Annotated in this window: 11 protein-coding genes and 1 pseudogene; 8 read left to right on the forward strand and 4 right to left on the reverse strand. The window is 69.3% G+C overall.

All coding sequences use genetic code 11. From position 1 onward, the window contains the following. Positions 1-63: 63 nt before the first annotated feature. The 6 genes from ACIA75_RS14490 to ACIA75_RS14515 all read left to right on the forward strand — a co-directional run bounded on the left by ACIA75_RS14490 (position 64) and on the right by ACIA75_RS14515 (position 7,651). Positions 64-1,440 carry a replication-associated recombination protein A gene (locus ACIA75_RS14490; protein WP_397103848.1) on the forward strand — a complete coding sequence of 459 codons (1,377 nt, stop codon included), beginning with the start codon at positions 64-66 and terminating at the stop codon, positions 1,438-1,440. 36 nt (positions 1,441-1,476) lie between these two features. Continuing rightward, entirely contained in the window at positions 1,477-4,155 is a 2,679-nt protein-coding gene (gene alaS / locus ACIA75_RS14495; protein WP_397103850.1) for an alanine--tRNA ligase, read from the forward strand. Then, a complete protein-coding gene (gene ruvX / locus ACIA75_RS14500) occupies positions 4,152-4,757 on the forward strand; it encodes a Holliday junction resolvase RuvX (protein WP_397105305.1) in 606 nt (201 codons plus the stop codon). The genes alaS and ruvX overlap by 4 nt, the downstream gene beginning before the upstream one ends. Next, positions 4,754-6,250 (forward strand): endolytic transglycosylase MltG, encoded by a 1,497-nt coding sequence (gene mltG, locus ACIA75_RS14505; protein ID WP_397103852.1) that lies wholly within the window; start codon positions 4,754-4,756, stop codon positions 6,248-6,250. The genes ruvX and mltG overlap by 4 nt, the downstream gene beginning before the upstream one ends. After that, complete coding sequence (locus ACIA75_RS14510) at positions 6,240-7,097, forward strand: shikimate dehydrogenase (protein ID WP_397103854.1); 858 nt, start codon at positions 6,240-6,242, stop codon at positions 7,095-7,097. The genes mltG and ACIA75_RS14510 overlap by 11 nt, the downstream gene beginning before the upstream one ends. An 80-nt stretch (positions 7,098-7,177) precedes the next feature. Next, on the forward strand, positions 7,178-7,651 hold the full coding sequence (locus ACIA75_RS14515; protein WP_397103856.1) for a B-4DMT family transporter: 474 nt from the start codon (positions 7,178-7,180) through the stop codon (positions 7,649-7,651). A 258-nt stretch (positions 7,652-7,909) separates the two neighbouring features. Here ACIA75_RS14515 and aroB read toward each other — a convergent pair whose 3' ends face one another. The 4 genes and pseudogenes from aroB to ACIA75_RS14535 all read right to left on the reverse strand — a co-directional run bounded on the left by aroB (position 7,910) and on the right by ACIA75_RS14535 (position 11,729). Beyond that, positions 7,910-9,028 (reverse strand): 3-dehydroquinate synthase, encoded by a 1,119-nt coding sequence (gene aroB, locus ACIA75_RS14520; protein WP_397103858.1) that lies wholly within the window; start codon positions 9,026-9,028, stop codon positions 7,910-7,912. A gap of 374 nt (positions 9,029-9,402) precedes the next feature. Next, a pseudogene (locus tag ACIA75_RS14525) lies at positions 9,403-9,921 on the reverse strand (shikimate kinase); the annotation flags it as partial. Continuing rightward, positions 9,921-11,141, reverse strand: coding sequence for a chorismate synthase (gene aroC, locus ACIA75_RS14530; RefSeq protein WP_397105307.1), 1,221 nt, complete (start codon positions 11,139-11,141; stop codon positions 9,921-9,923). The gene aroC and the pseudogene ACIA75_RS14525, both read right to left, overlap by 1 nt. Before the next feature lie 96 nt (positions 11,142-11,237). Further along, positions 11,238-11,729, reverse strand: coding sequence for a prepilin peptidase (locus tag ACIA75_RS14535; RefSeq protein WP_397103860.1), 492 nt, complete (start codon positions 11,727-11,729; stop codon positions 11,238-11,240). A gap of 190 nt (positions 11,730-11,919) precedes the next feature. On the opposite strand from ACIA75_RS14535, the gene ACIA75_RS14540 reads away from it, so the two are divergent. Continuing rightward, a complete protein-coding gene (locus tag ACIA75_RS14540; protein WP_397105309.1) occupies positions 11,920-13,026 on the forward strand; it encodes a M24 family metallopeptidase in 1,107 nt (368 codons plus the stop codon). 36 nt (positions 13,027-13,062) lie between these two features. Then, positions 13,063-13,626 (forward strand): elongation factor P, encoded by a 564-nt coding sequence (efp, locus tag ACIA75_RS14545; protein ID WP_397103862.1) that lies wholly within the window; start codon positions 13,063-13,065, stop codon positions 13,624-13,626. Position 13,627: the final 1 nt, after the last annotated feature.

The raw sequence follows: 13,627 nt of genomic DNA on the forward strand, positions 1-13,627 counted from the left end.
CCTGCGGCGGCGCGGGGGTCTGGTCCGGAGGGTGGGTCGGTGGCGGGCGGTACGGTCGCAGGCATGAGTGACGGTCTGTTCGATATGCCCGGTGGGGGAGCTGTGGCGCCCGATGTCGCCTCGCCGGATCAGGCCGCGCGCGAGGCCGGGGCACGGGCGCCGCTGGCGGTCCGGATGCGGCCCGCGGGACTCGACGAGGTCGTCGGGCAACAGCATCTCCTCGGTCCGGGTTCGCCGCTGCGTCGCCTGGTCGAGGGGTCGGGGGCGGCGTCGGTGCTGCTGTACGGTCCGCCGGGGACCGGTAAGACCACACTGGCGTCGCTGATATCGCATGCCACCGGGCGCCGGTTCGAGGCGTTGTCCGCGCTGTCGGCGGGGGTCAAGGAGGTGCGGGCGGTGATCGATGTCGCCCGCCGCCGGCTGGTCGCGGGCGAGCAGACGGTGCTGTTCATCGACGAGGTGCACCGCTTCTCCAAGACCCAGCAGGACGCATTGCTGGCCGCGGTCGAGAACCGGATCGTGCTGCTGGTGGGCGCCACCACGGAGAACCCCTCGTTCTCGGTGGTGTCGCCGCTGCTCTCCCGGTCGCTGGTGCTACAGCTGCATTCGCTGGGCGACGACGATATCCGGGCCGTCCTGAACCGCGCCCTCGCCGACCCCCGCGGGCTCGACGGGCAGTACACCGTCACCGAGGAGGCCGTCGGCCATATCATCCGGATCGCCGGTGGTGACGCCCGCCGGGCGCTCACCGCGCTCGAGGCCTCCGCGGAATCGTCCCTGGACGGCCGGATCGACCTCGACCTGGTCGCCGCCAGTATCGACAAGGCCGCCGTCCGCTACGACCGGGCCGGTGACCAGCACTACGACGTGATCAGCGCGTTCATCAAATCCATCCGGGGCTCCGATGTCGATGCCGCCCTGCACTATCTCGCCCGGATGCTGACCGCCGGCGAGGATCCGCGCTTCATCGCCCGCCGCCTGATGATCCACGCCAGCGAGGACGTCGGGATGGCCGACCCGACCGCCCTGCAGACCGCCACCGCCGCCGCGCAGGTCGTGCAGTTGGTCGGACTGCCGGAGGCGCGGCTGGCGCTGGCCCAGGCGACCATCCATCTGGCCACCGCGCCGAAATCGGGGGCAGTGGTGGCGGCCATCGGCGCGGCCATGGCCGATGTGGCGGCGGGGAAGGCCGGGGCGGTCCCGCCGCATCTGCGGGACGGCCACTATTCCGGCGCCGCGCGGCTCGGCAACGCCCAGGGCTACCGCTACCCGCACGACGACCCGGGCGGGGTGCTCGCGCAGCAGTACCCGCCGGACGAACTGGTCGGCGTGGACTATTACCACCCCACCGACCACGGCAACGAACGCACCGTCGGCCCCCGGGTGAGCACCCTGCGCAGGATCGTCCGGGGCCTGCGACCCGCAAACCCGGCTCGGTGATAAATCGGGTGCGCCGCCCCGGTAGGCTGGATATCTGTGCAGACCCACGAGATCAGACGGCGATTCCTGGACCATTTCGTTCGTGCCGGGCATAACGAGGTGCCCAGTGCATCGCTGATCCTCGACGACCCGAATCTGCTGTTCGTGAACGCGGGCATGGTGCAGTTCAAACCGTATTTCCTCGGGCAGCAGACGCCGCCGTATCCGCGTGCGACCAGTGTGCAGAAATGCGTGCGCACCGGTGATATCGAGGAGGTCGGTGTCACCACCCGGCACAACACCTTCTTCCAGATGGCCGGCAATTTCTCGTTCGGCGATTACTTCAAGGAAGGCGCCATCCGTTTCGCCTGGGAACTGATCACCAAGCCCCAGGAGGACGGCGGCTACGGTTTCGACCCGGAGCGGATCTGGGTCACCGCGTACGAGGCCGACCCCGAGGCCGCCGAACTCTGGCGGAAGGTGGCGGGGATCCCCGAGGAGCGGATCCAGTTCCGCGACGGCAAGGACAACTACTGGGATATGGGCGTGCCCGGTCCCGGTGGTCCCTGCTCGGAGATCTACTACGACCGCGGCCCCGAATACGGCCGCGACGGCGGACCGGTCGCGGACGAGGATCGCTACCTGGAGATCTGGAATCTGGTCTTCATGCAGGACATCCGTGGTGAGGACAGCCCCAAACTGGGCCACCCGCCGGTGGGTGTGCTGCCGAAGAAGAATATCGACACCGGGATGGGGATCGAGCGTATCGCGCTGATCCTGCAGGGCGTCGACAATGTGTACGAAACCGATCTGCTGCGCCCGATCATCGACAAGGCCGAGGAGCTGACCGGCCGGTCCTACGGCGTCGAACACGCCGACGATGTGCGGTTCCGGGTCATCGCCGACCATGCGCGCACCTCCGCGATGCTGATCGCCGACGGCGTCAACCCCGGCAACGACGGCCGTGGCTATGTGCTGCGGCGGTTGCTGCGCCGGATTGTGCGCTCGGCCCGGCTGCTCGGCGCCGAACAGCCCGTGATGAGCCAGTTCATGAAGGTCGTGAGCGAGCTCATGGCGCCGTCCTATCCCGAACTGGCCACCGATTTCGCGCGGATCGAAACCGTCGCGGTCGGTGAGGAGACGGCGTTCCGCAAAACGCTGGCCACCGGCACCCGGCTCTTCGATGAGACCGTCGAAGAGGTCAAGGCGGCGACGCCGGCCGGTACCGCGGGCAGGATTTCCGGCACCGACGCCTTCACCCTGCACGACACCTACGGCTTCCCGATCGACCTGACGCTGGAGATGGCCTCGGAAGCCGGGCTCTCGGTGGACGAGGCGGGTTTCCGGTCCCTGATGGCCGAGCAGCGGCAGCGCGCCAAGGAGGACGCGCACGCCCGCAAGCACGCCCACGCCGATCTGTCCGTCTACAAGGAATTGGTCGACCGGGGCGATACCGAGTTCACCGGATTCGACGAGCTGACCTCCGAGGCGCGGGTACTGGCGCTGATCGGGGACGGGGTCCGGGTGCCGACCGCGCTCGCGGGCAGCGATATCGAGGTGATCCTGGACCGTAGCCCGCTCTACGCCGAATCCGGCGGTCAGATCGCCGATCGCGGCACCCTCACCGCGCCCGGTACCAAGCTCGCGGTCAACGATGTGCAGAAGATCGCGAAGAAACTGTGGGTGCACCGGTGCACGGTGGAGCAGGGCCAGATCACCGAGGGTGATGTGGTGCTGGCGCAGGTGGATCCGGCCTGGCGACGCGGTGCCACCCAGGGGCATTCCGGTACCCATATGGTGCACGCCGCGCTGCGGCAGGTCCTCGGACCGAACGCGGTGCAGGCGGGTTCGATGAACAAGCCCGGGTATCTGCGATTCGACTTCAACTGGCAGGGCCAGCTCTCCGAACAGCAGAAGGCCGATATCGAAGGCGTGTCCAACGACGGTGTCGGCGCGGACTATCCGGTGAACACCTTCGTCACGGATCTGCCGAAGGCCCGGGAAATGGGTGCCCTGGCCCTGTTCGGCGAGAACTACGGTGACCGGGTGCGCGTGGTGGAGATGGGCGGGCCGTTCTCCATGGAACTCTGCGGTGGCACCCATGTCGGCCACTCCTCGCAGATCGGCCCGATCACCCTGCTCGGGGAGTCGTCGGTCGGGTCGGGCGTGCGGCGCGTGGAGGCGTTCGTCGGCCTCGATTCCTACCGGCATCTGGCGAAGGAGCGGGCGCTGCTCGCCGGTGTCGCCTCCATGCTGAAGGTGCCGTCCGACGAGGTTCCGGGCCGGGTCGAGCAGTTGGTGGACCGGCTCAAGGTCGCCGAGAAAGAACTGGAGCGCACCAAGGTCGCCGCGGTACTGTCCTCGGCCGGTTCTTATGCCGAGGCAGCGCAACGGATCGGCGAGGTGCGCCTGGTGGCCGCGGCGGCGCCGGAGGGGGTGGCGGCCGGCGATCTGCGCACCCTGGCGACCGATATCCGCGGGCGGCTGGGGTCGGCGCCGGCCATCGTGGTGTTGCTCGGAAATAACGAGGGCAAGGTGCCGTTCGTCGTGACCGTCAACAAGGCGGCCCAAGAGCTCGGGTTCGCCGCCGGCGCGCTGGTGGGTGTCTTCGGTCCGAGTATCTCCGGCCGGGGTGGCGGCAAGCCCGAGATGGCCCAGGGCGCGGGTTCGGATCCGTCGGGAATCGACGCGGGTCTGGCGGCGGTCCGGGACCATATCGGCGAACACGCCGGCTGATGGCGGCTGCTTCCGGCCCGGACACCCCGGTAGACCGGCCCCACCCCGACTCCGATCCGGGCCGGGGCCGACGGTTGGGAATCGACGTGGGAAGTGTCCGGATCGGCGTGGCTGCGAGCGATCCCGACGGTGTTCTCGCCACCCCGGTGGAGACCGTGCCGCGGGCCGGGGCGCCCGGCCGCGGCCGCAGGTCCGGAGGAAGCCCGGGTAAAGCTGCCGCCGGCGGTGCCACGCCGGCCGGAACGGATATCGCGCGGATCGTCGCGATCGCCGCGGAGTACGAGGCGGTGGAGATCATTGTCGGGCTGCCCCGGACCCTGCGCGGCGAAAGCGGGACCGCGGCACGGCTGGCGGTCGAGTTCGCCGGAAAGTTGCGCGACTCGCTGCCCGAAGTGCCGATCCGCCTTTCCGACGAACGTTTGACTACGGTGTCTGCTGCACGCGCTCTGCGGGACAGCGGTGTCCGAGCACGTGGGCAGCGGCAGGTGATCGACCAGGCGGCTGCGGTATCGATCCTGCAGAGCTGGTTGGACGAACGGAGTTCGATGATGAGGTCGGCCGAGGACGCGGCACGTACCGCGTTGTTCGGGGACGATGTATGACGGATCGGTGGGCGCAGGCGGAGGCGCGATTCCGGCAGCGTGAGGCCGAGCGGAAATACCGCCGCGACGACCGGGCCTGGGAGCGATCCCGCCGGACGGCGCCCACGCCCGTCGCCGATGATCCGGAGTGGGACGGGGACCCGGACCCGGGCTGGGATCCCTACGAGGACGACGACACCGCGGTCATTCCCCGCTACGTCGACGACGACGAGTACATCGACGAGGACGAGTACGAGTACGACGACGAGCCCGAGCCCGCCCCCGAACCGAGATCGCGCGCCCGCACCCGGGCCGGCACTCGCCCCGCGCCCCGCCGCGGTGGCCGGGCGGCTGCTCGCCGTGCGCGGGAACAAGAGCAGGGGGGCCGCCGGAAGTGGTTGTGGGCGGCTGCCGCGGTGGTGCTGGTGCTGGTCATCGGCGCCGGTGTGTACAAACTCGTCAACCGCTACACCCCGCCCGAGGATTTCGCCGGACCCGGTGGCGCGCCGGTGGTGGTCCAGGTCGCGGCCGGTGATACGGCGGCCGAGATCGCCGGCTCCATGGCCGAAGCCGGAGTCGTCGCCAGTTCGGATGCCTTCTACGAGGCGGCGGTGCAGAACGAAGGAATGAGTTCCGTACAGCCCGGCTACTACGCCATTCCGGAGCGGAGCCCGGCCCGGGATGCCGTCGCGGCGTTGATCGCTCCCGAATCGCGGGTGGGCAATCTGGTGATCTCCGAGGGCCGGCAGCTGCACGATCAGCACGATGTGAACACCGGCGCCCGCAAAGAAGGTATCTACACCAAGATCGCCACCGCGAGCTGTGTCGGTGCCGACGCCCAGCGCCGGTGCGTGACCTACGAGCAACTCGAAGAAGCCGGGGCGGGCACCGATCTGGCGGCCCTCGGGGTGCCGGAATGGGCGATGGACGCGGTCCGGCAGGTGCCCGACCGGCGTCGTCAGCTCGAGGGCCTGATCGCCGCCGGTAGCTGGGATTTCGACCCGAACAGTTCCGCGCAGGAGATTCTGCGGAAACTGGTCAGCGAGAGTGCGGCGAGTTACGAATCCACCGGGCTGCTGCAATCCGGGAGCGCCAACGGGTTGAGCCCCTACCAGACGCTGATCGGCGCCTCCCTCGTGGAACGCGAAGCGCTGCCCCAGGATATGAGCAAGGTCGCCCGGGTGATCCTGAACCGGCTCGAGGTCGATCAGCCGCTGCAGTTCGATTCCACGGTCAACTACGCGCTCGACAAGACGGAGCTCGCGACCACCGACGCCGACCGCGCCCAGACCACGCCGTGGAACACCTACGCCATGGCCGGGCTGCCCGCCACCCCGATCGCCGCACCGTCGATCGGCGCGCTCCAGGCGATGGAGAAACCGGAACCCGGTGATTGGCTGTACTTCGTCACCGTCGACCAGCAGGGCACCACGCTGTTCACCCAGAGCTACAACGAGCATCTGCAGAACATCGAGCTGGCTCTGGAAAGCGGGATTCTCGACAGTGGGCGCTGACAATTCGGTCGCCGAGGCCGAGACGGCGGCGGCAACCCGCCCGCGGCGGGCCGCGGTGCTCGGCAGTCCGATCACTCATTCCCGGTCCCCCCAGCTGCATCTGGCGGCGTATCACGCGCTGGGGCTGGACTGGTCCTATGACCGGATCGAGTGCAACGCGGAGCAATTGCCCCGGCTGGTGGACGGATTGGGTCCGGAATGGGTCGGGCTGTCGGTGACCATGCCGGGCAAGGAAGCGGCACTGGCGTACGCGAATGCGCGGACCGAACGGGCGGTGCTGGTCGGATCGGCCAACACCCTGGTCCGGACCGAGTCCGGCTGGCGTGCGGACTGCACGGATGTGGACGGTGTGCTGGGCGCGCTGCGCGGCGGCGGGGTGACCGCGCTGACCGAAGCGGTCGTGCTGGGCGCGGGCGGCACCGCGCGCCCGGCGTTGCTGGCACTGACCGAACTCGGTGCCCGGCGGATCACCATCGTCGCGCGGGATGCCCGCCGGGCGGCGAGCGCCCGCGAACTCGCCGCGCAACTCGGCGCGACAGCCGAGGTGATCGGCTTCGACGCACCGGAGCTAGCCGGGCGCTGCGCGGAGGCGGGGGCGGTGATCAGCACGGTGCCGTATCAGGCGGCCGGGGCGGTCGCCGCCGCTGTGGCACGGGCCCCGGTGGTGCTCGACGCCCTGTACAACCCGTGGCCCACTCCGCTCGCCGAAGCGGTGGCGGCCGCGGGGCATATCGTGATCGGCGGGCTGCAGATGCTGCTCGAACAGGCGTACGGGCAGGTCGAGCAATTCACCGGGCAACCGGCGCCGCGGTCGGCGATGGCGGCGGCCGTCGCGGACCTGGGCTGATCAGTCCGGCATCGCATAGTTTGCTCTCGATTTTCTGTAACGGGTTCTAGCTTTGCGCGCCGGGCGTTATGGTGATCGGCATGACTGCGTGGTTGTTGCGGGCACTGGCGCTCGGTGGACTGGCCGTCGTGCTCCGGGTACTTCTCGGATTCGCGATGGGGTTCGTCCCGACCTACGGGCTGTGGTTGCGGCTGCTGTGCCTGGTGGTACTGATCGGCGCCGCGGTGGCGTGGGGGCTGCGGGACGGTCGTTCGGACCGGCGGGCCCACCCGAATCCCGAACACGGCACCGATCTGACGATGCTGTGGCTGCAGGCTGCGGTGGTCGGCGGAATCGGTTGCGGCCTGGTTTCCTGGGTGCTGGATTTCGTTCCGCGGATCGATCTCGGCGATGCCGGACTGCTGTTCGAATCCACCGCCGCCTCCGCGTTCATCGTGCTGCTGATCTTCGTGCCGGGACTCGTCGGCGTGGCGGTGGGCCGTATGCTGGTACGCCGCGAACACGACCGCCCCGCAGCTGCCGACACGCTGACACCGGCCGGTTCGCCCGCCTGAGTCCGGAGCCGCGACCCCGTGGGTTCCGCAACCCACGGAGTACTGCACGCACAGCCGTCTACCCGAGGTCCGCAACCGGTGACACGTGCCTCGTCCGGGTCGCCGACGTGACCTCGTAGTCGGGCAGTGCCGTTGGGTGGAACTCCGGCTGTCCGGCGTTGCCGAGCCCGAGCTCAGCGCGTGCGGCAACGGCCGGGCATTCTCATTGCTGCCGGGGCTGGACGGCCGGAGATTTCCCCGGCCGTCCTCAGTGGTGGCTCACAGCAGGATCGCGGTGCCGCCGGTCGTCCCGGATCCGGCGACCGCCGAGTACGCGGCCGCGAGCAATGCGGGATCGGGACCCTCCAACCGTCCGGGTTTGGCCAGCCCGTCGAGGACGACGAAGCGCAGCACACCGGAGCGGGTTTTCTTATCGGTCTGCATCCCCTCCAGCAGCTGTGGCAGGGCATCGGGATCGTAGGTGGTGGGGAGGCCGACGCTTTCCAGGATGCTGCGGTGCCGGTCGGCGGTGGCATCGTCGAGTCGGCCGGCCAACCGGCCCAGCTCGGCGGCGAAGACCAGGCCGACCGAGACCGCCGCGCCGTGCCGCCACCGGTAGCGCTCCCGGCGTTCGATGGCATGTCCCAAGGTGTGGCCGTAGTTGAGGATCTCGCGCAGCGCGGACTCCTTGAGATCGGCCGCGACCACCTCCGCTTTGACCGCGACCGCGCGCCGGATCAGCTCCGGCAGCACATCACCGGTCGGGTCCAGCGCGGCCTGCGGATCACGTTCGATCAGCTCGAGGATCATCGGGTCGGCAATGAAACCGGCCTTGATGATCTCGGCCATACCGGCGACGATCTCGTTGCGCGGCACGGTTTCCAGGGTCACCAGATCGACCAGCACCGCCGACGGCTCGTGGAAACAGCCCACCAGATTCTTACCGGCCTCGGTGTTGATACCGGTTTTACCGCCCACTGCCGCATCCACCATCGCCAGCAACGTGGTCGGCACATGCACGATCTTCACGCCGCGCATCCAGGTGGCGGCAACGAAACCGGCGAGGTCGGTGGCCGCTCCGCCGCCGAGGCTGACGACGACATCGCTGCGGGTCAGGCCGATACGGCCCAGTACCTCCCAGCAGAAACCCGCGACCGCGAGTTCTTTACCCGCCTCCGCGTCCGGGATCTCCACCCGGTGGGCGTCGAGCCCGGCCTCGGCCAGCGCCGTGCGGACCACCTCGGCGGTTTCGACCAGTGACGGCTGGTGGAAGAGGGCGACGGTGCGCACACCACCGGAACCGGTCACGACCTCGACGAGATCACCGAGCAAACCGCGGCCGATGATCACCGGATAGGGCTGTGCGGTGCGGACCTCGATACGTGTCGGCTCTGTCACCTGGGCTGCTCCGTTCCTGTCTGTGTCTGCTCTGCCTGGTCGCGTTGTTGCCTCCGGGCCCGCGCTCGCCTGGCCCGGGCCCGCCGGGAGCGGCCGGGAGTGCGCAGACCGTTGTCGGCGGATTCGGATCGGTCGGATCCGGCGCCGGTCGCGCCGGCAGCCGTCGTTTCCGATCGCCCGGCACGGTTCTTCGGCGCTGTGTCGTCCGCGCCGGCGCGCTCGGCAGCCGGCACGGCAGGCTGCTGCTGAGTGGTGGCCGCGCGCCGGGCTCGCGCGCGGGCTCGCCGGCGGGCGCGGGACCTACTGGTGCGCTGCGGATTCGTACCCGTGGCAGCTTCAGTGTCCCCGGTCTCGGCCAGGACGGACTCGAGGGAAAGTTTGACCATGATCGCGCGAACCACCCGGCCGGGGCTGCGGCCGTCGGTGCGCACCCGGACCGATGCGACTTCCCGATACAGGGGCCGCCGGATCCGCATGATTTCCCGGTACTTGGCGCCCGGATCGGTGCCGCCGAGCAGCGGCCGGGTATTCGTGGCACCGGTCCGGCGCAGCCCCTCCGCGAGGCTGATCTCCAGATACACCACTGTCCGTTCCCGGAGCAGAGCGCGCGTGGCGGCGGACAGGATCGCGCCGCCGCCGAGTGAGACCACGCCCCGCTGGGTGCGCAGGGCCCGGGCCACCACCTGTTCCTCGATGCGGCGGAATTCGGGTTCACCGTCGGCGGTGAAGATTTCGGGGATGGTCCGGCCGGTGGTCTCCTCGATCCCGGCGTCGGTGTCGTAGAGTTCGACCCCCAGTTCGCGGGCGAGTTTCCGGCCGATGGTCGTCTTTCCCGCGCCCGGCGGGCCGACCAGCACCACCCGCGGGCTGTGCGGATCGGACTGCACGATCATTACGCCGGGTCGGCGGCGATATGGTCGCCCGGGTTCAGATGCGGGCGCCCGCTGATCCGCTTCACGTAGCCGTCGAGGTTGCTCACCGTCTCGGCGACCGAATCGCCGCCGAACTTCTCCAGCGCTGCCTGCGCCACCACCAGTGCCACCATGGACTCGGCGACGACCCCGGCGGCCGGTACCGCGCAGACATCGGAGCGCTGGTGGATCGCTGCGGCTTCCGCGCCGGTGGACATATCGATCGTGGCCAGCGCCCGGGGGACGGTGGAGATGGGCTTCATCGCTGCCCGCACCCGCAGCGCCTCGCCGTTGGTCATCCCGCCTTCCAGACCGCCCGCGCGGTTCGTGGAACGCAGGACGCCGTCGGGTCCGGGACGCATTTCGTCGTGTGCGAGGCTGCCGCGCCGCCGGGCCGTTTCGAAGCCGTCGCCGACCTCGACACCCTTGATGGCCTGGATCCCCATCAGCGCCGCCGCGAGCCGCGAGTCCAGCCGGTTCTCGCCGCTGGTGAAGGAACCCAGCCCGATCGGGAGCCCGTTGACCACGACCTCGACAACACCGCCCAATGTGTCGCCGTCCTTCTTCGCCGCCTCGATCTCGGCGATCATGGCGGCCTCGGCCGCGGAATCGAAGGCCCGGACCGGGCTTTCGTCGATGGCGGCCAGATCCGCCGCCGTGGGCACGACGCCGGTGGTGTTCGCCGCGGTCCCGATGGAGACCACATGGGAGACGACTTCCACGCCGAGCGCCTGGCGCAGGAAGGCCCGCGCCACGGTACCGGCCGCGACCCGCGCCGCGGTTTCCCGGGCGCTGGCCCGTTCCAGTACCGGGCGGGCGTCGTCGAAGCCGTACTTCAGCATTCCGGAGTAGTCGGCGTGGCCGGGCCGTGGCCGGGTCAGCGGGGCGTTGCGGGCCAGTTCGGCGAGTTCGGCCTCGTCCACCGGATCGGCGGACATCACCGTGGTCCATTTGGGCCATTCCGAATTCGCGACCTCGATGGCGACCGGGCCGCCCATGGTGCGCCCGTGCCGGACCCCGCCGATCACGGAGACCTTGTCCGCCTCGAACTTCATCCGGGCGCCGCGACCGTAGCCGAGTCGGCGGCGGGCCAGGTGCGCGGCGATATCCTCCGAGGTCACCTCGACACCGGCGACCATCCCTTCCAGAATGGCGACGAGAGCGGGTCCATGGGATTCTCCAGCAGTTATCCAGCGCAGCACGCCGACTATCTTCCCATGTGGATGCCGCGCCCGGGGCAGGCGGTCGGCGGTGCTCATCGGGCCCCGCGCCGGTTCCGGTACGGGACTGCCAGGTGATCACCACAGGGCCAGTCCCAGAAGTGTCGCGGCACACATCGAGGGACCGTGCGCGACAGTCGTGGTTGCGCTGCCGGGGGAGCGTGCCCGCACCGGGCCGGCCGGCCGGATGGTCCGGAACAGCCGGGGTGCGGTGTGCCGACCGACAACCAGGCCGATCCCGGCCGCGGCGGTGAACAGCGGCGCGGCGAGGGCGGACCACATCCAGGATTGCGCGCCGCCCAGCGCGGCGGCCGCACCCAGACTCACGGCGAGCTTCACATCGCCCGCCCCGAGCGCCGCCGGCCACAGCAGGTGCATCACCAGATAGGGGATCGCCAGGAGCCCGGCGCCTCGTAGCGCGGTCCAGAAGTGCCCGGTGAGACCCGCGTAGATCAGGACCGCCGCCGCTCCCGTCACCGTGAGCGGGTTCGGCAGGCGACGGCTTCGGATATCGCAGCAGCTGAGCGCCGCGCACCATCCGGTCAATATCAGGAAACCGAGTGTCGTCACACCGTTCACGATTCCGGCGATACCGGGCCGGTGGCGGCCCCGGCCGTGAATTGTGGATAACGGGGAAGCCGCGCGAATCCTGTGAATACCGATCGTTCCGGATCCCGCGCGCCGGGCCGGGCCTGTGTACTGCGCGCGTCGCGGCGGTACTTTTGTTTCCATGTCTGCTGATTCCGGCCGTGATCCACAGGTGCGGCCCGATTACGCCGCGCGGCGGGGGCTGCTGCGCAACCTGCTGGTCGAGAACGAGATCGACGGTCTGCTGGTCACCGATCTGGTGAACATCCGCTACCTGACCGGATTCACCGGGTCCAATGCCGCGCTGCTGGTGCACTCCTGGGATACGGCCACCGCCGAGGATCACACGGTGATCGCGACGGACGGCCGCTACGACACCCAGGTCGCCGAGCAGGTTCCCGATCTGCGGGCCGAGATCGCCCGCGCGGTGGCCCGCCGGGTGGTGGAACTGGCGGGGGAATGGCAGTTCGGGCGCCTCGGCTACGAAAGCCATATCGTCACCGTCGACCAGCACCGCGGCCTCGCCGAGCTCGGTACCGGGCTGGATTTCGTCGCGACACCGGGTCTCGTCGAACAGCTGCGGATGGTCAAGGACGACTACGAAGTCGATCTGCTGCGCGCGGCCTGCACTGTCGGTGACGAGGCGCTGGCCGCGCTGCTGGAGAATGGGAAGCTCCGTCCGGGCCGTACCGAACGCCAGGTCGCCCGGGATCTGGAATGGGCCATGTTCGAGCGTGGCGCCGCCGGTATCGCCTTCGAGACCATTGTGGCCGCCGGGCCGAACTCCGCGATTCCGCACCACCGGCCCACCGATGCGGTGCTGGCCACCGGCGATTTCGTGAAGATCGACTTCGGGTCGATCGTGGGCGGCTACCACTCCGATATGACCCGGACCTTCGTCCTCGGCCCGCCCGCGGGCTGGCAGCGCGAGGTCTACGATCTGGTGTACGCGGCGCAGCGCGCGGGCCGGGAGGCGCTGCGCCCCGGTATTCCGTGCTCGGATGTGGACGCCGCCGCCCGCGAGGTCATCGCCGCGGCCGGCCACGGTTCACTGTTCGTGCACGGCCTGGGTCACGGGGTGGGTCTGCGCATCCACGAAGCACCCGGCATCGCAAAAACGGGCACGGGTACACTGCTGTCTGGCGTTGCGGTGACCGTCGAACCAGGTGTGTACTTTCCCGGCCGCGGCGGGGTCCGGATCGAGGACACGCTCGTGGTGCGCGAAGGGGGCCCGGAGCTGCTCACCAACACCAGCAAAGACCTGATCGTCGTCGGATGACGACGGTCGCCCGAGAACCGAGGAGACCCGAACACAGTGGCGGACACCAGCGACTTCAAGAACGGCCTCGTGCTGAAGATCGACGGGAATCTCCAGCAGATCGTCGAATTCCAGCATGTCAAGCCGGGTAAAGGTCCTGCCTTCGTGCGGACCAAGCTGAAGAACGTGCTGTCCGGCAAGATCGTCGACAAGACCTTCAACGCCGGTGTGAAGGTGGAGACCGCCACTGTCGACCGCCGGGATATGACCTACCTGTACCACGACGGTTCGGACTACGTCTTCATGGACGGCGAGACCTTCGACCAGATCTCCATCGCCGAGGCCACCATCGGTGAACAGGCCCGGTTCCTGCTGGAGAACATGACCGTGCAGGTCGCCATGCACGAGGGCGCACCGCTGTATGTGGAACTCCCCGTGGCGGTGGAACTCGAGGTCACCCACACCGATATCGGCCTGCAGGGCGACCGCTCCACCGGCGGCACCAAGCCGGCCACCCTGGAGACCAGCGCCGAGGTCCAGGTCCCGCTGTTCATCAACACCGGTGACAAACTCCGTATCGACACCCGCGACGGCAGCTATCTGGGCCGAGTCAACTCCTGAT

It is taken from the genome of Nocardia sp. NPDC051750 (genome assembly GCF_044453135.1).
Classification (GTDB): domain Bacteria; phylum Actinomycetota; class Actinomycetes; order Mycobacteriales; family Mycobacteriaceae; genus Nocardia.

Coding starts and splice junctions, on each gene's coding strand:
- ACIA75_RS14490 (WP_397103848.1), top strand. CDS start 64: ATGAGTGACGGTCTGTTCGATATGCCCGGTGGGGGAGCTGTGGCGCCC.
- ACIA75_RS14515 (WP_397103856.1), top strand. CDS start 7,178: ATGACTGCGTGGTTGTTGCGGGCACTGGCGCTCGGTGGACTGGCCGTC.
- mltG (WP_397103852.1), top strand. CDS start 4,754: ATGACGGATCGGTGGGCGCAGGCGGAGGCGCGATTCCGGCAGCGTGAG.